Source organism: Gammaproteobacteria bacterium, from assembly GCA_009838035.1.
In the GTDB taxonomy this organism is placed as follows: domain Bacteria; phylum Pseudomonadota; class Gammaproteobacteria; order Steroidobacterales; family Foliamicaceae; genus Foliamicus.
Window position 1 is genome coordinate 154,358 of the sequence record VXSK01000028.1, and the last position, 20,508, is coordinate 174,865.

Genomic DNA, 20,508 nt, shown 5'->3' on the forward strand with positions numbered 1-20,508 from the left:
AGTCCAGAATTGACAGCGAATCAATGATCGGATGCGGATCGGATGCGGATTGCCCTGCAATCGCTCGCGGGCGATACTGGACGTGTGGAAAGGAATGCATGCATGTCTATGCGTCGGGCGCATGTCGTAAGGACCGGCGTTCTCATGCTGCTTCTGCTGTGCCCAGCGGCTGCTGTCTACGGTTCAACGGATCTGGAGACGAGGAACACGGTTTCTTTAACCATTGTCCCTGACTTGCCGCGCAAGAGAGTGGCACTGACTTACCGGTTCGAGCATCCCTTGCGGGAAGTGCGTTTCGATTACCCGGCGCAGATGATTCGCGAGGACAGCTGGCTTGTGCGGGATCCTGACCTTCGGCTGGAAGACGATTCGATACGTCACGCCGACGGCGGCTCGATCGAAAAGCTCACCATCGATGTCGGCCTGGATTCCAGTTCCTTTGATCGCGTCTATCCATCTCTACGCGCGATAGGTGAATCGGGACTGGTCTTCTTCACCTACTACGCAATGCTTGAGGACATCCCCTTTCATGAAATTCACATCGGCGTGGCTCCCGGCTCGGTGGTTGCTTATTCCCGTTCCGTATACGCGGGGAGCGATGAAAGCGTAGTTCTGCCTGACGCTTCTGGCCACAGGGGCCGCTACCTGTATCTGGGCGACGCGGAGCTTATGGGGGAAATAGAAGGGGGGCTCCTGGTGGCGGATGAACGGCTGCCGGACTGGATGGCGGCGCAACTGCGGGACACCATCGCGTCTGCCGCGGTATGGCTGGACAGTTATTTTGACGCGCAAAACCGCGAACGGCTATTCGTGATAGCGACGCTGGATGGCGAGGCGGAAAACACCCGATGGCGTGGTGATGTGGCTCCGAATGGGGAAATTTTCCTCCGGTTCCAGGGCAGGGGATGGCTTGAGGAAAGTGCCGAGTTGGGCCGCATAGCGGAACGTTTCCTCGCCCACGAACTGGTGCATCTGGAGAACGGGTCCCGGTTTAAGGCCAGGGAGGGTGAGCCCGCGTGGTTGTCGGAAGGTCTTGCCGAGTATCTGGAGCTCCTCTACATCGCTTCCAATACGCCTGATGGGGGAGGGAATTTCCTTGCCGATGAGATTGCAAGCAAGGCTGGCAGGTGCCTGTTCGTTCTCCAGAGCGATCGGATCGGGATATCGGATCCTGCCATCCAGCGGGGAGACGCTCCATACAGTTGTGGATTACTGGCCTTCTGGATCGTGGATGGCGCCAGTGCGCCTCGTTGGGCCGGCGCTCGGCTCCGCCGGGTCTGGTCTTCGCTTGTTGCAGAGATTGATGGAGCGGGCAGGGTATATGGTGTGGACGAGCTGCTTCTGGCGCTCGAAGCAAACGGCAGATGGGACGAGAGGGACCTGCTGTTGACGCTGATCGCGGGTCCGGCCGACGCTCGTTGGCAAGATCGCGATTCGATGTTCCGCAGGCTTGCGGTCAGTGTCACCTACGAATACAACGAAGCCTGGACCGGCCTGGCCAGAACGGCCGTGATCCAGCATGTCCTGGACTTGCATTGCGAACGCGGCCGGCGAGGGTTCTGGACCTGGCGCGATCATGTTCAACTGGACACCGGGGATCGATGCGGGCCTCTTTCCGGCGATCCCAGGATCGAACGCGTGCAGGGCTTCAGCGTTCTCCACGAAGTTCGGGACGTTCTCGCAAGCGTCCGGGATGCCTGCGGTAATGGCGGCGAAATAGAGTTCGCAGTGTATGAGTCGTCCGAAAGGGTGAAGGTGAATTGTCGGCGTGCGATGCCGGCCGTTCCGCCCTTGGCAGTGCTGCGGGGCGATCCAACGCTGATCCCGACCGGGAGCCACTAGCGGCCGCGCTGGTGCGCTCTACAGAGGCATTCAAGCGAACTACCGGGGCTATACTGAGGGGCGTGAACGAGTTGAAACGACACACGGTCTGTGTGCTTGCTGCATTCGTGTTGGTCGCTGCGGGGTGCGGCGGTGCAAACGATGCCGAAAAGGCCGAAGCTCGCGCCGCTGCTGACGATCGGCGAGCGGCGGTGGTTTCCGAATTCGAACGCGCCCTTGACGAGGCCCGTTATCTCCGTGACGATATCGCCGCCTTGCGCGAGGACATGCGGGCCGTGCGCGACACCGCGAACGAGGAAGTCAGACGTGCTTCCCGAGACGCTTCCGTTCTGCGCGACGAAATCGCCGCCATACGGCTTGAGATGCAGCAGTTGAGCGACGCTGCCGCTTCCGAGGCGGAACGCAGCGCCGAGGAAGCCAGGACGCTGCGCGACGAGATAGCCGCGCTTCGTGACGAACTGATTTCGGCGCGCGAGGCCGCCGAAAGGGCCGAGAGCCTATCGGGTAACGCCTCCGTTGCGCTGAGCGAAGTGGATGAATTCCCCGCCCCGGTCGTGTACGACGACGAAATAGGGAGCAGCACTTATTCGCCACAAAGACGGCCTGCGCGCCCGGTCACGGTGGTCTATCCGCCGACCTACCGCCAGCGGCCTTTCGCGGCTGCGCCTCGCGGCGCCGCTCGGGATGCGCGGCGCAAGAATCGTTCGCGCGATGCGCGGCGGCAGGCTTCCGCCGTCACGGGCACCAAGCCGGTTGCACGACCGACCAGGCCGACTTCACGGCCGTCTGCGCCAGCTTTGCGGCCATCTGCGCCGGCTGCACGGCCGACTACGCCGGCTGCACGGCCGACTACGCCGACTTCGCGGCCGACTGCGCCGGCTGCACGGCCGACTACGCCAACTTCGCGGCCTGCCGCCCCTGCACCACGACCTGCCGCGCCCGCCCCGCGGCCGGCGCCGCGGCCCGCGCCGGTTCCGCAGAAGACGGTCCACGTCCCGAAACCGGAAAGATAAGGCGGCACCTTCGCCTGTTCGACATCCCGCGCGGTCGCGGGCCGAAGTGTTAGAGTACGCGCGTTCGAATTTTTGCCCGGAAACCGGGGGTTGTTTCCTATCCATCGCAAGAAATTCGCGGTTCTTCCATGAATCCCGTATTCGTAACCGGCGCGGCCGGACATGTGGGCGCCAATCTTGTGCGCCGCTTGCTCGACGACGGCGTTCGCATCCGGGTGCTGCTGAGGAACGAGGACAACAACGAGGGCCTGGAAGGCCTTGATGTTGAACGCGCTTACGGCGATATCCGGGACCTGAACGACACCCGGCGCGCGATCGAGGGTTGCGAGGGCGTCTATCACGTCGCCGCGAAGGTATCCACCATTGACGGCACTCGCGCGCATCGCCGCGAGATTTACGAGTGCAACGTGGTGGGCACGCGCAACGTGCTGCAGGCGGCGCGGGAGACGGAAGCCGGACGGGTCGTGGTCACCGGCTCGTTCAGCGCCGTTGGCTACGATCTGGACGATCCGTCGGCGCCGAGCGACGAGACCATGCAGTTCTACCCCATGGAACGCACGATGCCCTATGAGCGCAGCAAGATGCTCGTCGAGCACGAGTGCTGGCGCGCGGTGGCGGCAGGGCAGGACGTCATTGTCGCAACCTGCTGCGCGGTCGTGGGCGGCGCGGACTTTTTCCCGTCGCGCCTGGGCCGGACCCTGTGCGACTTCACCGACGGCAAGCTCCATGCCTACGTGGACGGCGGGTTTGAGTTCGTGGCGGCGCGCGACATCGTCGAAGGACACCTGCTTTGCATGCGTAACGGACGCCCGGGCGAGAAGTACATCTTCAGCAGCGAATACAAGACCATCTCCGATATGCTCGATCTCTACGAGGAGGTTTCGGGTATCCCGCGTCCGCGCCGGCGGATTCCGGCCAACCTGATGTATGTTTTCTCGGAGGCGGCGAGCTTCTACCTGAGCCGCGTGCACCCCGACTTTCCCCAGCGTTTCACGCCCGGCGCCATCCGCCTGCTGAAAAAGCGCCGTCACGCCAATCTCGACAAGGCGAAAAGCGAGCTCGGCTACCGGCCGACCAGCATCCGCGACGCCGTGCATGAGGCGTACGCGTTTCACTATCACGAGCGCAAGGCGATCACCAATCCGCAGGCGAAACGCCCGCTCGCGAACGGCGCGGCCCACGAGGAAAGCGCCGTGCCAAACCAGGCCACGCAGGTAACCGCCGATGGGGGCGCGTCATGAACACGGCGACGGCTGGACCGCCGGGCTTCGAGGAGGCCGTCAACCTGCGCCAGAAGGTGCGCGCCGCGGGCATGGACCCGGACTACTGGTACGCGGTCGAGGAGGTGCGCAATATCAAGCCGGGAACCGTTGTCGAGGTGGTTTTCTGGAAGCGTTCGATCGCGCTGTTCCGGGCCGGGGACGGTTCGTTCCACGCCATGGACAACCGCTGCGCGCACCGCCAGCTCAAGCTGTCGCTCGGCCAGGTGGAAGGTTGCCGGCTCGTGTGCGCCTACCACGGCTGGAAATACGACCCGGACGGACAGCTAGCCGAGACCGCGCACGAGATGCTTGGGGGAAGCATGCCGAGTGTCGCGCTCAGGACCTATCCGGTGAAGGTCCGCTACGGCCTGGTCTGGCTGTTCCCCGGGAACCCGGAACTCGCCCAGACCCGCGGGATTCCCGACATTCCCGAGCTGGAAGGCAAGGGCCGCTGGGCCTGCGTGCCGCTGAGTTTCACCTGGTCGGCGCACCACTCGATGGTGATCGACAACGTCAGCGATTTCACCCACGCCTGGCTGCACCGCCGCTACCGTCCGTTCGACGGCGCCGTGCTCACGCGCTGCGAGACGGTCGGCGACGACGTGCACGTGGCCTACGACACGAGCGTCGGCCGCGGGCGAATTTTCGGAATGTTCGTCGATCGCGAGCGGATCGACACCAATTCCATGAAGCTCTGCTATCAGTATCCCTACCAGTGGTCGAACACCGACGACGCGATCAAGCACTGGTGTTTCGTGCTGCCCGTCGACGAGCGCACCAGCCGGGCCTTCTTCCTGTTCTACTTCAAGTCCCTGAAGGTTCCGATGCTGCCGATACGCTTTCCCCGGCTGGCAATGACCACGGTACTGAAGATATCGAACCGCGTGCTCATCGGTCCGCTGCTCTCCCAGGACGGCTTTGCGCTCGAAGCCGAACAGGAGGGTTACGAGCGGCACTGGGACGCCCGTCCGCTCGAATTCAACCCCGCTGTTCGGGCTTTTCAGAACGTGACGGTGCGCAAGTGGCAGGAGTACCTGGCCAGGGAGAACGGGGCGGAGACGCCCGCACCCGGCCTGACGACAGCGAACGGCGGCGCCGATGCCTGAGTTGCCGCTGCCGGTATTCACGCTTTCGGGCGCCCGGCTGCTCCAGGCGGCAGTAATGATCGCCGTCTTTATCGGCGCATTGTTTCTGGGATCGATACTCGTGCCGGGTCGCCGGATCAGGGGGCCGGATCTCGGCGGCAAGTCGATCACCTACAAGATCAACGGGCTGGCGCTTTTGCTGCTCACCGTGCTTGCGGCAGGCATCGCCCAGGTTTCCGGCGCGTTCTCACTGTCGATGCTTTATACGCACTTTTTCGCGCTCTTCGTGGCGGCGAACGTGTTCGCATTCGCGTTTTCCGGCTGGCTTTACTGGCGAAGCGCGCGGAAGCCTGCGGAATCGCCGGGGTTCTGGCGGGCCTACTTCTTCGGTGCGGAACTCAATCCCGCCCTGCTCGGAGTGGACCTCAAGATGTTCAGCTACCGCCCGTCGCTCATCGGGCTGGCGCTGTTCAACACCTCGTTCGCCGTCGTTCAATACGAAACCTACGGCCACCTGACCCTGGCTATGGCCCTCTACCAGGTCCTGACATGGGTCTATGTGCTCAATTACTTCCAGTTCGAAAGGGGCATGGTCCACACCTGGGACATCATCAGCGAGCGCTTCGGATGGATGCTGGTGTGGGGCGACTACGTGTTTGTGCCCTTCTTCTACTGCATTGTCGGCTGGTGGCTGGTCGATGCGACCGGCCCGCCGCTGAACCCTTTGGCCGTCGCCGGCATCGTGCTGCTGTACGCCTTCGGCTTCTGGATATTCCGGGGCGCCAACGCGCAGAAGCACCGTTTCAAGCGCGACCCGTCCACGACGATCTGGGGCCGGCCCGCCGAGTCCCTTGACGGGCGTCTGCTCGTGTCCGGGTTCTGGGGCATCGGGCGGCACCTCAACTACAGCGGCGAGATCTGCATCTACCTCGCGTTTGCGCTCACCATCGGTTTTGCATCCTGGGCGCCGTTCCTGTTGCCGGCCTGGCTTGCTGGGCTGCTGTGGCATCGCTCTCGCCGCGACGAGCGGCGCTGCCGCGCCAAGTACGGCGAACTGTGGGGGCGCTACCGGGAGCGGGTGCCGTATTCGATGGTCCCGTTCGTGTATTGAGGGAATAAGGGTGGCGAACCATACCGACAGTGCAGCCACCCTGCGTTCGGCGCGGCCCGCGGCGCCGCCGGGCAAGCCGATTCCCGAACTCTCCGGCGGTTGGCCGCTGCTGGGGCATCTGCCGGAGTTCCAGAGGGACCCGGTGGCGATGCTAGGCCGCTGCTGGCGCGAGCATGGCGAACTGGTCCGTTTCCGGCTGGGGACGCGCGAATTCGTGCTGTTTACCGGGCCGGAAGCCCACGACTGTTACTTCCGGGCGCCCGAGGACCAGCTTGACGCTCGTGCCGTGTACCAGTTCACGGTGCCCATCTTCGGGCGCGGCGTGGCCTACGACGTGGCTCCGGAAATCATGGCGGAGCAGTTGGGGTTCCTGTATCCGGCGCTGCGCGACGCTCCGATGCGCAGGTACGCCGAAATCATGTACGACGAAGCCGCCCGGTTTGCCGACGCGCTCGGAGAGGAAGGGACCATCGACCTGCCTGCCGCGATGAACGAACTCACCGTCAACATCGCCAGCCGCTGCCTGCTGGGCGAGGAGATCCGCGGGCAGGTGGATTCGGGTTTTGCCGAGGCGTATCACGACCTGCAGGAAGGGATCAACCTCCTCGGGTTCTTTCTTCCCAGGCTGCCGATCCCGGCGCATCGAAGGCGCGACCGGGCGCGCCGCAGGATAGCGCAGCTCCTTGCCCGGGTCATGAAGGACCGCCGAAGTTCGGGCGCCGCGCCCCGGGACTTCATGCAGGCGCTGATGCAGGCCCGCTACAGGGACGGCCGGACCCTGAGCGACGACGAGGTGACCGGGATACTGCTGACGGTACTGTTCGCCGGCCAGCACACCAGCGCGGTGCTCGCAAGCTGGATGGGCCTTGAGATGTTCCGCGATCCCGCCTGCGTGGCGCGGATTCGCGCCGAGATGCGCGAGATTTACGGTGAGACGGGGGCCATGAGCCTCGCCGGCCTCAAGCGCCAGACGGCGCTGGAATGGACGGTGCGCGAGTGTGAGCGGCTGCATCCGCCGCTGATACTGCTCATTCGCAAGGTGCTGAAACCGCTTCAATATGCGGGGTACACCGTGCCTGCCGGGGCCCTGGCCGTCGTCTCTCCGGCGGTTTCCCACCGTTTGCCGGGCCTGTTCGCCGATCCTCAGCGGTTCGATCCCGAACGGTTCGCTCCGCCGCGCAGCGAGAACAAGCAGCACCTCTATACGCTGATCGGTTTCGGCGGAGGCAAGCACCGGTGCATGGGGGAAAAATTCGCCATGCTGCAACTGAAGGCGATCTGGACGGTGCTGCTGGACCGCTTCGATTTTGATCCCGTTGCGGATTTTCCCGCGCCGAATTACGGCAGCTGGGTGACGGGCCCCACGGTGCCGTGCCGGGTCCGCTACCGCCGCCGCTCGCAAGCGAGCGTATTCCGTTGAGCGCCGCCACTCCGCGTTACGACGTAATCATCGTTGGTGCGGGGCCTGTAGGCAGCTATTGCGCCCTGGCCCACGCGCGCAGGGGCGCGCGCGTGGCCTTGCTCGAGGCGAACCCCAGGGCGGCCACGCGGCTGGCCGGCGAGTGGCTGCACCCGCTGGCCGTGCGCATGTTGCGCGATGCCGGCATCCGCCTCGATCCGCCGCTGCGCAGCACCGAGGGTCAGGGCTTCGTCGTATTTCCCGAGGACGGCTCGGAACCGATCGTGCTCCCGTACCCCGGCGGGGCGCTGGGGATAGCCTGCGACCATGAGATTCTCGTGGCGCGTCTTCATGAAGCCGTCCGCAAGGAGCCGGGCATCGACTTTCTTGTCAATGCGCGGGTGCGGCAGGTCGAAGACGACGGCGTGGTCTTCACCCGCGGCGGCTCCACCGAATGCCTCGCCGCCGACAGGATTGTCGGCGCCGACGGCCGGTCATCCGCCGTGCGGCGGTCCCTGGGGCTGCCGATGCGCCGCAAGGCCTGCTCGCGGATGGTGGGCGTGACCCTTGAAGGCGTGAGTCTGGAGCCGGCCGGCTACGGCAACGTGATACTCGGCGGCCCGGGTCCGATTCTCGGATATCCGCTGGGCGAGCATTGCGCCAGGATCGTCGTCGACGTGCCGCTTGAGCAGTGGACCTCGCGCGACAGGACCGGCCTGCTGGCCGAGTCCTACGCCAGTGTCCTGCCGGAAGCGTTGAGGCCCGCGTTTCTCTCGGCGCTGAGGTCGGGAAAATTCCACGCGGCGGCCAATGAACTCAGGCCGCGCATCTCCTACGGCACGTCGAGGCGGGTGCTGATCGGCGATGCGGCGGGTCATTACCATCCGATGACGGCGGTGGGCATGACGCTCGGTTTCGGCGATGCGGCCGCGCTGGCGGAAGGCGGGAGCTTCAGGAGTTTCGCCACCGGGCGATTCAGGGCGACCCGCGCCCCGGAACTGCTCGCCATGGGGCTGTACGAGGTCTTTGCCGATCATCGACTCGAAGCGGCGGCGCTCCGGCGCGCGATCTACCGCAACTGGCGGGCGCATGGCGTTGTTCGCGACCGGACCATGCGGCTGCTCGCCTGTGAAGAAACCTCGATGACCCACCTTGTGCTGGCAACGCTCGCCACGGTGATCCGGGCGATTGCCGGAGTGGTTCGTTCGTCGTTCAGACAGCTGGCCTGGCGGCGGGCCAGCTACATCGTTGTACCGATCGTTACCCGCGCGCGCTGGTTCATGCGTGGCATTCGCAAGCTGAAGGAGGCCAGGAACGGAGGCGGCGGTCAGGACCGGCAGGCCCGCAGGGCGTTGTCGCGCGCGCTTCTCGCTTCCATGTCCCCGGACGATGGCGGAGCCGGCGCCGCGCGGACGGGCGAATCCGCGTCGCCCGACGCGGAGCCCGCATTGCGCCGGGCCGCGGGGCGCCTGCTGGACCTTCAGGGCGAGGACGGCGCCTGGGAAGGCGAGATGGTCTGGTGCCCCATGCTCACGGCGCAATACGTGCTGCTGCAACACGTTCTCGGTGAGCGGATCGACTCAGGCCGGCGGCGGCGCATCCTGCGCTCGTTCGAACGCACCCGCCTGGCGGACGGCGCGTGGGGATTGCACGAGCACTCGCCGCCCCACCTGTTCGTGACCGTTCTGGTTTATGTCGCGTCGCGACTGCTCGGCGTGGAGCAGGACGACCCGCTTGTCACGCCGGCCCGCCGTTTCCTCGCCGAAGAGGACGTGCTCGCGGTCCCGAGCTGGGGGAAATTCTGGCTGGCGCTGCTCAATCTGTACGACTGGCGCGGGGTGAATGCCGTTCTCCCGGAATTGTGGACGCTGCCGCGCGGGTTGCCGTTGCATCCCTCGAACTGGTACTGCCACACGCGGCTCATCTACATGGCGATGGCGTCCATCTACGCGCGACGGTTCCAGGCGCCGGTCACGCCCGTGATCGAATCCCTGCGGGAGGAACTGTTCGGAAACGGGTTTGCCCGCCTCGATTTTTCTTCCGCCCGCAACCGCCTGCGCGATGCCGACCTGTTTGCCCGCCCGAGCGTGTGGCTGCGTGTCGGATACGCGCTGGCGCGCCTGTATGACCGCTTCCACAGCAAGCGCCTGCGCCGCCGCTGCCTTGAGAAGCTGGTCCGCCAGATCCAATGGGAGTTGCGGACCACGAGTCACAGCAGCATCTCGCCGGTCAGCGGTTATCTGAACATTCTGGCTTTGTGGCTGCACGATCGGGACGACGCCGACTGCCGTGCCGCGCTCGACCAGCTCGACGGCTGGTTCTGGGAGGACGAGGAGCGTGGCGCGCGGGTCACCGGAGCGAGAAGCAGCACCTGGGACACGGCCTTTTCCGTGCAGGCGCTGGCGGCCGCGCCCGGGTCCGGGGAAATTTCGGACGCCGTCCGCAAGGGCGCCGGCTTCCTGCGCGCACAACAGATCCGCACCAGCTTCGACGGGTATCGCGAGGCCTTTCGCGCCGACCCGAAGGGAGGCTGGTGTTTTCCCGGCGGCTGGCATGGCTGGCCGGTCAGCGACTGCACAGCCGAAGCCGTGCTCGGGATTCTCGCCGCGGGAGGTGAAGACGGGGACGAGGCGGCACTGGGCGAGGCGGTCCGGTTCATGTTGCGGAGCCAGAACCGCGACGGCGGCTTCGGCAGCTATGAGGCGCGGCGCTCGCGGATCGGTCTCGAGTGGCTGAACCCCGCCGAGATGTTCGGCGAATCGATGACCGAGAATTCCTATGTCGAGTGCACGGCGTCCTGTCTCGAGGCGCTGGCCGCCTGCGGGCGCCGGTTCCCGCAATTCCCGGATCCGCGGGCGGCCCGGGCCATTTCCAGGGGCGCCGCCTGGCTGCGCAAGACCCAGGAACGCGATGGCTCCTGGCGCGGCGTGTGGGGCGTTCAGTTCATCTACGGTACCTTCTTCGGCATCAGAGGACTGGTGGCCGCCGGGGCAGGACCCGGCGATCCGGCGCTGCGCCTGGCCTGCCGCTGGCTGCTCGACCGGCAGCGCGATGACGGCGGATGGGGCGAACACCACAGCGGCTGCCTGACGGGCCGCTACGTCCCGCATGAGGAAAGCCAGGTCATCCAGACCGCCTGGGCCCTGCTCGCGCTGCTGGAGGCGGAGGATTCCAACTGGACCGCCATTGCGCGCGGCGCGCGGTTCCTGCTCGACGCCCAGGAAGCGGACGGCGGCTGGCCGAAACAGGACATGGCCGGCGTCTTCTTCCGCACTGCGCTGCTGGACTACGTCCTGTACCGGCAGTATTTCCCGCTGCGCGCGCTCGGCCTCTACGAGCAACGCCGCCGGAAGCGGCTCGAACTGACTGCCGCTTCGAAGGAGAAGGAGCCGGACGCGGTCCGGATCAGGCCGCGAGCCGCTTGACGTCAGTTTCCCCGGGGTAGGGGTTTGCGGGCCAGGAAGTAGAACATCGGCGTAAAGATCCCGGTCCGGCCGCCTTCTACGAGCGTATCCGCCCCCCAGTTCAGGAACGTGCTGACCTCCCGCGCGCCTTGCGGAGCGAGCCGCAACGGCTCCGCAACCCGCAGGATCAGATTGGTCAGGACGCGCCCCAACGGCGTGCGCGGGATGCTCGCAAGGCTGAAGTCCCGGCCCTGAAGGGCCCGGTACCAAGGCGTTTCCGGATCCGATTCGCCGGCGAGGTCGAGGGATTCGATCAGCTCGAATCCGGCCGCGCGCACGGCTTCGCAAACTTCTGTCGTGCCGGCGATATCCGGTAGCGCCGATCCGGTCATGATTCCTTCCTTGATTTGCCGGTGTTCCGCGTTCGAAGGATCGAATGCGTCGGTGAGACACCATTCGTAGCACGCGAAACCGGCCCCGGGACGTAAAACACGGAAGATCTCGGCGTACGCGGCGGTCTTGTCCGGCGCGTGGGGCATCGCTTCGATGCTGATGGCGCCATCGTAGTGGTCGTCGCTCCGGGGAATCTGCATGTAGTCGCTTTTTATGAAACGGCACAGCGCCTCGACGTCACGTGTGTGCACTTTCGCGCGCTCGATCTGGTAGGCGTTGTTGTTGATGCCGACAAAGCTTGCGCCGCAATGGCGGGCCAGGTTGCCCATGGGGCCGCCCACGCCGCATCCCACGTCGAGAACCTGCATTCCCGGCTTCAGGGAGAGCTTGTCGGCCAGGAAATGCTGGTGCCGGATCTGCGACGCCTTGAAACTCTCGCTCCGCCGGCGGGGGGCGAAGTGGAAGCTCTTGCCCCAACCCCACTCGTAGAAATCGGTCACGAGGTCGTAGTACTGGTTGACGAGCTGCCGGTAGCGCTCCTTCTTGCGCTCGACGCCGGCATCGTGAAGCCCGACGTAGTCATCGACCACCGACTTCACTTCCTCCTGGGTCAGATTCCCAAGAGAACGTTTGGTCACTTTCGCATCCACCCCCGCGCCTCCGGATATGCCGGCAGGAATCCGGCCGGATTGTAGCCCGTCTGCCCTCGATCCATCGAATCGCGGCGCGATAGAATGCGCCCGCCGCCACAGTGGATAGTGTGAGGGGGGCACATGTCCGAAAGCCGCGCCAGCCTGCCGCCATCCGAACAGGGCCAGGACAGCAAGGGCCTGACGGCGCCCGTGGCCTTGCTCGTGGCGCTGAAAATCGCGTGCGGCACGCTTCTCGGCATCCTGGTGCGCCTGCGCACCCACGGGGAGCTGAATTTCCTTCATTCCCTGTTCTGCCTGTTCTTTTCGGTCAATCTCCTGATCTGCTACTGGGAAATCTGCCTGTTCTTCCTTCGTGACAGGATCGGGGCGCGCGCCGGGTACTGGCGCGAAATGCAGCGCAGGACGGGACGCCCGCCCGCGCACGGTTTCTTCGCCACGAGGATCAGGCTTACACAGGTCCTGTCGCCGGCGGTCTGGGCCGACGCCTGGGCGGCCTACTGCTATTACGACGACTCGTATGCCGACCGCCGCACCTTCGGCTTCAACGTGGACATCGCCAACGGTTTCGTGACGCCCGTTCCGACACTGGTCCTCTATGCCGCATACACGCTCGGCTACCCGTCCGCCCTGGTGGCCGGGGTCATCGGGCTGGCGCTTTCCTGGCAATGGGTTTACATGACCTCGACTTACCTGGTCAGCTTTTTCGTGGCGAGACGGCACACCCTGGTGAGCCGGCGCGACATGTATATCTACATCGTGGCGATCAATTCCTTCTGGATCCTGTGCGCGCTGCTGGGCGTATATGTTTCCATTGCCCTCATCGCCAACGGCGACTACCGCGTGCTGGGTTTGTAAGCGGGCTCATACATTGCAGCGTATATTTCATCTTGAGCAAGGGCAAAATACGCGCCAGCAGGATGAAGTGGACCTACGGTTATGTTTTTCTGGCCTTGTCGTGGTCGATGAACGGCTCCGCCGCGACCGGTACCTGCGATTCGCAGGACGAATACATCCTTCTTCTCCACGGCGGTTTCGCTTCCGCGCCGGAAAGGGTTGAACGGCAGCACCTCGATGTATTGAAGCGGGCCGTAACCGTGGGCCTGAAGGCTTTGGCCAACGGCGCAACGGCGCTGGACGTGGTCGAGGACTCGATCGTCCTGCTGGAGGACGCGGGAATCTACGACGCCGGCAAGGGTTCCTACTTCAATTCCGAGGGCTTTGTCGAGAACGACGCTTCCCTGATGGAAGGACACACCGGCCGGGCCGGCGCCGTGGCGGCCGCGCAGTCGCTCAGGAACCCGATTCGCGCCGCACGCATTGCGATGGACAGGACGCCCCACGTGTTGTTCGTGGGCGCCACCGGCGAAGCGACCCTGATCGAGTTGGGCGCGGAGGCGGTGGAGGACCCGAAGAGCTATTTCAAGGAATACCGGCCACCCCCGCCGCAAGAGCCCGCGGAGGAACACGGCACCGTGGGTGCGGTGGCGCTCGACCGCTGCGGCAACCTGGCGGCCGGCACCTCCACCGGCGGTACCCCGGGCAAGATGCCGGGGCGGGTCGGTGACAGTCCCATGATCGGCGCCAGCAGCTTCGCCAACGCGAAGTACGCGCTGTCGGCAACCGGAAAGGGCGAGCACTTCATCCGGCGGGCGGCGACCCACGACATCGCCGCGCGCGCGGAATACCTCGGCGTGCCGCTCCAGGACGCTGCCGATTATGTCGTCAGGGAGCTGATCGGCGACATGGACCAGGCGCAGGGCGCGGTAATCGCCATCAGCGCCGCGGGCGACATCGTGCTTTCGTCGAACGGTTACGGAGTCATGTATGGCGTCGGCAGCAATATTCTGGCCGCAACCGTCGGGGCGGAAGTGAAATACCAATGACGCGCCACCAGCAGATGTTGAAGGAACCCATATGACCGAACAGCGAATCGCCCAAATCCAGCAGCAGATATTCGAGTTGACCGGAGAACTGGGGACGCTCCTGAAGCAGAGCCGCGGCACGGAGGTCCCCGACTACCGCTTTGCGAGCGGGTCGGGCGAAGTGAGCCTGCTGGAACTGTTCGCCGGCAGGGACACCCTGCTCGCGATCCACAACATGGGCCAGGGATGTCGCTACTGCACCGTCTGGGCCGACGGCTTCAACGGCTTTCTCCCGCACCTGGAAAACGCCATGTCGGTCGTGCTGCTGTCCAAGGACCCGCCGGAACTGCAGCGGCGGTTCGCCAACGAGCGCGGCTGGCGCTTCCGGCTCGCTTCGCACGGCGGCGGCGCCTATATTCGCGAGCAGACGGTCGTGGGCGGCCAGGACAACTACCCGGGCGCGGTCGTCTACAAGCGCGAAGGGGACCGGGTCCTCCGCTTCAACGCCTGCGTCTTCGGTCCCGGCGACCTCTACTGCTCGCTATGGAGCCTCCTCGCGCTGGCCGGCATGGGCGCGCAGGACTGGACCCCGCAGTATTCCTACTGGCGCCGCCCGGAAGTCCTCGACGACGGCGGAGAAAACGTTTACTAAACGGGCGCGTTCGTCACATTGGCGCTCGCTTGTGCAAATGTTAGCGGATTGCTAGCATATTGCTGGCATTTCGGAGTTCTGCAATGGGCACACTAACGATTCGCAACCTGGACGATGGAGTGATTGAGAAGTTGAAGGCGCAGGCAAAGGCCAATCACCGCTCCCTCGAAGGGGAAATCCGCCATACGTTGACGCAACGCGCGGATCCGCTCGGACGCATTGCGGAATTCCGTGACCGTACGCGTCATCTCCAGTCACTGACCGCCGACCGTAAACAGACGGACAGTGTCAAACTGCTTCGTGAGGATCGTAAGCGTTGAGAATCACCGTCGATGCAAGCATCGTCATCAAGTGGTTTGTTGCGGAGCCTTTATCTCTGGAATCACGGCTCCTGCTGGCTCGACATATGGAATTTCAGGCCCCGGATCTATTGGTACCAGAATTCGCCAACACGATCTGGAAGAAAGTAAATCGCGGCGAAATTGTCGATCCGCAGCCTTTCCTCAATGAATTGCGCAACCTGTTCGAGCTGATTGCGCTCTATCCTGCCGAGGTGCTCATTGAACGGGCATCGCACCTGGCCTTTGAAATGGACCATCCCGTTTACGATTGCCTCTACCTGGCGTGCGCCGAAATCTCTGGCACAGCTTTGGTAACGGCTGACAAACGGTTGGCGGCCAGAGCAGATGAGAGTCTATCAGGCCTTGAGGTTCGCCACATCGGCACGCCCGAGACGGTGCGCTGGATCAAAGACGCGACAGCTGCATCCGGCTAGCCGGGCGGGAACCGGCTCTACGGGTTCAACTGCTTTCCGGTCGTGTAACCGCCATCCACGTATATGTCCTGACCGGTGATGTAACTCGCCGCGTCCGAACACAGGAAGGCGACCGTGTCGGCAATTTCATTCGGGGTCCCGGCGCGCTTCATGGGATGCGCCTTCAGCGACGCATCCAGTTGCTTTTCCTTGCCTGGCGCGTTCAGATGCGAGGACATCGGGGTGGTCACCAGCCCCGGGCAGACGCAATTCGCCCGAATGTTGTCGATTGCGTAATCGATGGCGATGCACCGGGTCAATTGCGCCACTCCCGCCTTGCTCGCCGCATAGGCGCTCATTCTTTCCGGCGCCAGGCGTCCATACACGCTGCCGATAGTGACTATGGACCCGCCCCCGTGTTTCTGCATGTGAGGAATGACGGCGCGAGCCACAAGGAAGGCCGACGTCAGGTTGACCTGCAGGACGTTGGACCAGCTCTGCGAATCCAGTTCCGTCACGGTGCCGTATTGACCGATGCCGGCGCAGTGAACGAGCGCATCCAGCCCTCCTGAGGGGATGCCAAAGCCCTGCACAGCCTTTTGTGTCACTTCCTCGTTGCCTGCGTCCGCCTGCTCGAAGCAGTCGAAGATCGATGGATCGGGACTTGCATTGAGGTCCATGCCCAGCACAGCGTATCCGTCCCGATGAAATCTCCGCGCGCAGGCAAGGCCTATTCCTGACGCAGCTCCGGTAATCAGTACGCGCTTTCGCTTACTCATGAGCTGCGCAGGTAAGGCCGCTTCAGATGCCGTAGAAGCGGGTGGCGGTGGCGCCCAGGACCTGGGCCCGGTCCGCTTCGTCTAGACTGCTCAGGAAGCGGTCGGCGATCGCGTGCCAGCCGGGGTAGGTGCCGGCAAGCAGGAGTACCGGCCAGTCGCTGCCCCACATGAGGCGCTCCGGCCCGAATGTGGCGAGCAGGTGCTCCATGTAGGGGAGCAGGTCGTCGTAGCCCTGGTCCGGGCTCGCTTCGGTCAATAGACCGGACAGCTTGCAGTACGCGCCGGTGCGTTCGGCCAGCTCGGACATCCGGTCCGCCCAAGGCTGCCACAGGCCCTCGGTAATGACCGGCTTCGCGCCGTGGTCGATCACGGTCTTGAGATTCGGATGGCGCTCAAGGAATTTGAGCAGGTAGGGCAGGTGCTGGGGGCGGACCAGCGCGTCGAAGCACAGGCCGGCCTCGATCACGGCTTCGGTCGCCGCGGCGAGGTCCGGGCGCGTGATCCATGCTTCGTCCTCGATGTTGTGGATCATCGGCCGGATGCCGACCAGCTTCGGGTGCTGCGCGAGACCGGCCAGCACAGCCCCCGCGTCAGCACTTTCCATGTCGATCCAGCCGACCACGCCGGCTACCAGGTCGGTCCGCCCGGCCAGTTTGAGCAGGAAGCGCGTTTCCGCGACGGTCGGCGCAGCCTGGACCAGGATGGTCCTGTCGACGCCCGCTTCCAACAATAGCGGGGCGAGGTCGTCGGGACCGAAGTCACGGTACAGCGGCTTGAGCGCCGGCGTCAGCCAACCGTAGTCGTTTCGCTCGACCTTCCAGAAGTGCTGGTGGGCGTCGATTCGAGGCGGCACTAGCGTGGAAACGTCGTTGGCACCACCGGGTGGACCCAGTTCTTCGGGTCTTTTCGGCGGGCGGGCGAGGGGATGGAGTAGTGCCGGAAGCGCCCTTCGTCCTGCAACCTGTCGAAATCGATTTCCCAGCCCTGCTTCACTTTCTCGATCAGCACCTTGCGGAAAGCCGTCTCCATCTGGTCGGCCTCCACCAGGAGCTGGTGCGCCATGGAGCGCGGCACGAACTTCGGCTCGACCGTGGCCACCACGTCAAGATCTTCCTTGTAAGCCCGCCGTATGCCCTCGCGACGCGCCTCGTCGTGTTCTTCCTCCAACAGGTAATTGCGCGCCTGGTGCGCGAAAACCCGCGTGTTGTAAGGATCGACGGGCGTTCGGGCGGAAATCGTCACCTGCCGGATATTGCCTTCCCTCGTGATGTCGATCCGGTGGGAAATGCCCGCCAGGTAGGAATCGGTCGAGGCCGTGGTCTTGCCCCTTTTTTCGGACACGAGTTTGGCGATGTCGGCGCTGATCTGGCTGCGCTTGGGCGGCACGCGCTGGCGGGTGGCGTTGTGTCCCATGAACGCGTTGGGGACCAGCGGAACGATCTGCACTTCCGGCGCGCTGCGGCGGCCGAAGCTGGCATGCACGAACGCGGGATGAGCGCTGTCCAGCGAGTTCTCGTGGCCGCGGGCCCAGTTCACATCCGCGTCAAATTCCATCGACACGACGCGCCAGTTTTCCTTGTCGTGGTATTCGGGGAACTCGGTGGCCGGAATCCGGGGACGGTCGTTCTCCTCCAGGTCGCCCAGGAACACCCATACCCAGTCAAAGTGCTCTTCGACGGGATACGAGTCCACCCGCGCGCGCCTGGGAATCTTCGCGTCCTTTCCCAGCGACGGGATCTCCACGCACCGGCCCTGCGGATTGAACTTCCAGCCGTGGTAACCGCAACCGATGCAGCCGGCGCCGTCCAGCTCGCCCCGGCCGATCGAACCGCCGCGATGGCAGCAGGTGTTTGCCAGGCAAACCGCCTCGCCTTCGGGCGTGCGGTACAGGACGAAGTTCTGGCCTAACATACGCACGATCAGGGGCTTTTCCCGGTTCACCTGTTGACTCTTGGCAGCCACATACCAGTTGTTTATCAACATGCTCGTTTCCCAGTCTGACGGCCGCGGGCGTGCGCGCGCCTCATTGTACTTTCGCCCCTGAACGGGAAATATGCTGCGCACCGGCAGGGAGTTTCTGGCAGGCCTGAGTGACGGCCGGAGGGTGTATATCGGGGGCGAGAGGGTCAAGGACGTCACCGTGCACCCGGCGTTCGGGGGCGCGGCCCGCACGATGGCCGGACTGTTCGATTACAAGGCGGACCCCGCCAACGCCGGCGTGATGTCGTTCGAAGAGAACGGCGAACGTTTCGCCAGCTACTACCTGAAGCCACGGACCCGCGACGACCTCGAAAAGCGGTCCCGGGCCCACTACGCGATCGCGGACAAGACATACGGGCTGCTGGGCCGGAGCCCCGACCACGTGTCCAGTTTCGTGACCGGCCTGGCTATGAACCCGGAAATACTGGACCGGGACGGCGACGCCTTTGCCGGCAACATATCCGCCTATTACGACCACCTGCGCAAGGGCGACCTGTACGCCACCTATGCGGTGCACCCGGCTCCCCAATCCAAGAACGAAGCGTTGTTCGGCGACACCGGGGGCCACCAGGCCGTCCTCCAGGTCGTCGATGAAGATCGCCGGGGAGTCACGCTGAACGGAATGAAGATGCTTGCGACGGCGGGAATCTTCTGCGACGAAGTGTGGATAGGGAACCTCACGCCCATCTCGGACGACCGCGGCAAGGAGGCGATTACCTGCGCCGTTCCGATGAACGCCTCGGGGCTCACGCTGTGGGCCCGCAAGCCCATGGAGCCGTATGCCGTCAGCGAGATCGACAATCCGCTTGCATCGCGCTTCGACGAGAGCGATGTAATGCTGATCTTCGATAACGTGCAAGTGCCGTGGGAAAGGGTCTTCGTCCATGACCGCGCGGCGCTGTCCCGCGAAATCTATATCGAAACCGCCTCGCACACGCTGGGCAATCACCAGTCCAATGTGCGCTTTCACGCCAAACTGCGGTTTATCGCGGGCATCATCCACAAGATCGCCCGATCCGCGGGCGTGGACGGGATCCCCGTGGTGGCCGAGAAACTGGGGCGGCTGGCGTCCTGGGAGGCCGCTCTGGGCGGGATGATTCAGGGCCAGATACAGGACTGCGAGGATCTCGGCAACGGCTACCTGAACTTCAACCGGCGCTACATGTACGCCGCCCTGAACTGGTGCCAGGAGCATTATCCCGAGATCGTTGCCATGATGAGAGAACTTTCGGGCGGGGGCGTTTTCCAGATGCCCGCGGATTTTTCCGTTCTCGACAACCCGGAAACCCGTGACATTTTCAACGACTACTGGACTACCCCGTCGGAATCGGCGGTTGATCGCGTGAAGCTCTACCGGCTCGCCTGGGACATGTACGGCAGCGAATTCGGCGCCCGGCAGCAGCAGTATGAAAATTTCTTCGCCGGCCCGTCGTTCATCGTCCGCAATCACAGCTTCCGGGAAGCGCCCTGGAGTTCCTTCGACGGGATGGTGGAGCGATTGCTGGACGCCGGTTCCGCGCCGGACCGATCACGGGAGGACTGAGGCTGCCGTGATTCCCGATCCCATTACGACGCACCAGGTGGGCGTGATCGTCCCTCCGGGCAACCCGACCGTCGAGCCGGAAATGGCGCGCCTGCTGCCCGAAGGAATCACGATGTACACGGCCCGGCTGCCCGTCCTGCACGGCATACCGCTGAACGAGCGCAGCAAGCTGTACGTGTCGCACTATCGCGAAACCATGGGCGCCTTCGACAATCTCAGGCTCGACTCCATGCTGATCGGCATCACCGGCCCTTCCTATCGGCTGTTGCCGGATGGCGATCGGCAACTGTGCGCGGATTTGACCGGGGAAAGCGGCATTCCGACGATGACCTCCAGCCGCGCCATCCACCAGGCCTTGCAGGCGATTGGCTGCGAGGAAGTCTGCCTGGTTTCTCCGTACTCGGACTGGCTGACGGAGAAGGCCGCGGCCTACTGGAAGGCGGCCGGTTATCGCCTCGCGACAGTGGCCCGGGTGTTCGGCCCGGAGGAAAACCTCCATGCCTACGACACCCGGACCCCGCGGGTTATCGAGACGCTGCGATCGCTTGCTCCGCCGAAAGGCGCGGCCATCGTCATGACCGGTACCGGAATGGTCACTCTCGAGGCGGCAAGGATCATGGCGGATGAGCTGGCCAATCCGGTCCTGTCATCGAATCTCTGCGGGGCGCGCTGGCTGTTGCGCGAAGCGGGGCTGAAGTCCGGGTCGGCGCTCTTCGATACGGTCGCAAAAGTGCTGCTGCCCACCCTCTGACGCGCGCGGCGCGGTGGTGGTCCCC

The 20,508-nt window shown here is 64.4% G+C and carries 17 protein-coding genes; 13 read left to right on the top strand and 4 right to left on the bottom strand.

Going from position 1 to position 20,508, the window contains the following annotated elements; all coding sequences use genetic code 11:
• Positions 1–42 precede the first annotated feature (42 nt).
• The 7 genes from F4Y72_11685 to F4Y72_11715 all read left to right on the top strand — a co-directional run bounded on the left by F4Y72_11685 (position 43) and on the right by F4Y72_11715 (position 11,137).
• The gene (locus F4Y72_11685; protein ID MXZ28946.1) at positions 43–1,842 is read left to right on the top strand and encodes a hypothetical protein; all 1,800 of its coding nucleotides are present in this window, start codon (positions 43–45) and stop codon (positions 1,840–1,842) included.
• Positions 1,843–1,904: 62 nt separating this feature from the next.
• Positions 1,905–2,855, top strand: a complete 951-nt coding sequence (locus tag F4Y72_11690; protein MXZ28947.1) for a hypothetical protein — start codon at positions 1,905–1,907, stop codon at positions 2,853–2,855.
• Positions 2,856–2,983: 128 nt separating this feature from the next.
• Entirely contained in the window at positions 2,984–4,096 is a 1,113-nt protein-coding gene (locus F4Y72_11695) for an NAD-dependent epimerase/dehydratase family protein (protein ID MXZ28948.1), read from the top strand.
• The gene (locus F4Y72_11700; GenBank protein ID MXZ28949.1) at positions 4,093–5,223 is read left to right on the top strand and encodes a Rieske 2Fe-2S domain-containing protein; all 1,131 of its coding nucleotides are present in this window, start codon (positions 4,093–4,095) and stop codon (positions 5,221–5,223) included. Before F4Y72_11695 ends, F4Y72_11700 begins: the two co-directional genes overlap by 4 nt.
• On the top strand, positions 5,216–6,313 hold the full coding sequence (locus F4Y72_11705; protein MXZ28950.1) for a DUF1295 domain-containing protein: 1,098 nt from the start codon (positions 5,216–5,218) through the stop codon (positions 6,311–6,313). Before F4Y72_11700 ends, F4Y72_11705 begins: the two co-directional genes overlap by 8 nt.
• A complete protein-coding gene (locus F4Y72_11710; GenBank protein MXZ28951.1) occupies positions 6,192–7,733 on the top strand; it encodes a cytochrome P450 in 1,542 nt (513 codons plus the stop codon). Before F4Y72_11705 ends, F4Y72_11710 begins: the two co-directional genes overlap by 122 nt.
• A complete protein-coding gene (locus F4Y72_11715) occupies positions 7,730–11,137 on the top strand; it encodes an FAD-dependent oxidoreductase (GenBank protein ID MXZ28952.1) in 3,408 nt (1,135 codons plus the stop codon). The genes F4Y72_11710 and F4Y72_11715 overlap by 4 nt, the downstream gene beginning before the upstream one ends.
• Before the next feature lie 2 nt (positions 11,138–11,139).
• Here the strand turns inward: F4Y72_11715 and F4Y72_11720 are convergent, their stop codons facing one another.
• Positions 11,140–12,444: a methyltransferase domain-containing protein gene (locus F4Y72_11720; GenBank protein MXZ28953.1), complete on the bottom strand. Its 1,305-nt coding sequence runs from the start codon at positions 12,442–12,444 to the stop codon at positions 11,140–11,142.
• Between the two features lie 383 nt (positions 12,445–12,827).
• On the opposite strand from F4Y72_11720, the gene F4Y72_11725 reads away from it, so the two are divergent.
• The 4 genes from F4Y72_11725 to F4Y72_11740 all read left to right on the top strand — a co-directional run bounded on the left by F4Y72_11725 (position 12,828) and on the right by F4Y72_11740 (position 15,451).
• On the top strand, positions 12,828–14,045 hold the full coding sequence (locus F4Y72_11725; GenBank protein MXZ28954.1) for a beta-aspartyl-peptidase: 1,218 nt from the start codon (positions 12,828–12,830) through the stop codon (positions 14,043–14,045).
• Between the two features lie 31 nt (positions 14,046–14,076).
• Positions 14,077–14,676 (top strand): DUF899 domain-containing protein, encoded by a 600-nt coding sequence (locus F4Y72_11730; GenBank protein ID MXZ28955.1) that lies wholly within the window; start codon positions 14,077–14,079, stop codon positions 14,674–14,676.
• Between the two features lie 83 nt (positions 14,677–14,759).
• Positions 14,760–14,996: a hypothetical protein gene (locus tag F4Y72_11735; GenBank protein ID MXZ28956.1), complete on the top strand. Its 237-nt coding sequence runs from the start codon at positions 14,760–14,762 to the stop codon at positions 14,994–14,996.
• Between the two features lie 2 nt (positions 14,997–14,998).
• Complete coding sequence (locus F4Y72_11740; protein ID MXZ28957.1) at positions 14,999–15,451, top strand: type II toxin-antitoxin system VapC family toxin; 453 nt, start codon at positions 14,999–15,001, stop codon at positions 15,449–15,451.
• A 17-nt stretch (positions 15,452–15,468) separates the two neighbouring features.
• On the opposite strand, the gene F4Y72_11745 is transcribed toward F4Y72_11740, so the two are convergent.
• From F4Y72_11745 to F4Y72_11755, 3 genes are read right to left on the bottom strand one after another with little or no spacing between them, the layout of a single operon-like run.
• Positions 15,469–16,209, bottom strand: coding sequence for an SDR family oxidoreductase (locus F4Y72_11745; protein ID MXZ28958.1), 741 nt, complete (start codon positions 16,207–16,209; stop codon positions 15,469–15,471).
• A gap of 22 nt (positions 16,210–16,231) precedes the next feature.
• Entirely contained in the window at positions 16,232–17,062 is an 831-nt protein-coding gene (locus F4Y72_11750) for an amidohydrolase family protein (protein ID MXZ28959.1), read from the bottom strand.
• A complete protein-coding gene (locus tag F4Y72_11755) occupies positions 17,062–18,192 on the bottom strand; it encodes a Rieske 2Fe-2S domain-containing protein (protein ID MXZ28960.1) in 1,131 nt (376 codons plus the stop codon). The genes F4Y72_11750 and F4Y72_11755 overlap by 1 nt, the downstream gene beginning before the upstream one ends.
• A gap of 70 nt (positions 18,193–18,262) precedes the next feature.
• Between F4Y72_11755 and F4Y72_11760 the strand changes: the two genes are divergently transcribed.
• Positions 18,263–19,732 carry a hypothetical protein gene (locus tag F4Y72_11760; GenBank protein MXZ28961.1) on the top strand — a complete coding sequence of 490 codons (1,470 nt, stop codon included), beginning with the start codon at positions 18,263–18,265 and terminating at the stop codon, positions 19,730–19,732.
• Positions 19,733–19,739: 7 nt separating this feature from the next.
• The gene (locus tag F4Y72_11765) at positions 19,740–20,483 is read left to right on the top strand and encodes a hypothetical protein (protein MXZ28962.1); all 744 of its coding nucleotides are present in this window, start codon (positions 19,740–19,742) and stop codon (positions 20,481–20,483) included.
• The last annotated feature ends 25 nt before the right edge of the window (positions 20,484–20,508 follow it).

Excerpts from the sequence above, each read along its gene's own strand:
- F4Y72_11725 (MXZ28954.1), top strand. The coding sequence starts at position 12,828 with ATGGGTTTACATGACCTCGACTTACCTGGTCAGCTTTTTCGTGGCGAG.
- F4Y72_11700 (MXZ28949.1), top strand. The coding sequence starts at position 4,093 with ATGAACACGGCGACGGCTGGACCGCCGGGCTTCGAGGAGGCCGTCAAC.
- F4Y72_11705 (MXZ28950.1), top strand. The coding sequence starts at position 5,216 with ATGCCTGAGTTGCCGCTGCCGGTATTCACGCTTTCGGGCGCCCGGCTG.
- F4Y72_11695 (MXZ28948.1), top strand. The coding sequence starts at position 2,984 with ATGAATCCCGTATTCGTAACCGGCGCGGCCGGACATGTGGGCGCCAAT.
- F4Y72_11735 (MXZ28956.1), top strand. The coding sequence starts at position 14,760 with ATGGGCACACTAACGATTCGCAACCTGGACGATGGAGTGATTGAGAAG.
- F4Y72_11745 (MXZ28958.1), bottom strand. The coding sequence starts at position 16,209 with ATGAGTAAGCGAAAGCGCGTACTGATTACCGGAGCTGCGTCAGGAATA.
- F4Y72_11755 (MXZ28960.1), bottom strand. The coding sequence starts at position 18,192 with ATGTTGATAAACAACTGGTATGTGGCTGCCAAGAGTCAACAGGTGAAC.
- F4Y72_11685 (MXZ28946.1), top strand. The coding sequence starts at position 43 with ATGCGGATTGCCCTGCAATCGCTCGCGGGCGATACTGGACGTGTGGAA.
- F4Y72_11730 (MXZ28955.1), top strand. The coding sequence starts at position 14,077 with ATGACCGAACAGCGAATCGCCCAAATCCAGCAGCAGATATTCGAGTTG.
- F4Y72_11720 (MXZ28953.1), bottom strand. The coding sequence starts at position 12,444 with ATGAAGGAAATTCAGCTCCCCGTGGGTGCGCAGGCGCACCAGGATGCC.
- F4Y72_11760 (MXZ28961.1), top strand. The coding sequence starts at position 18,263 with ATGCTGCGCACCGGCAGGGAGTTTCTGGCAGGCCTGAGTGACGGCCGG.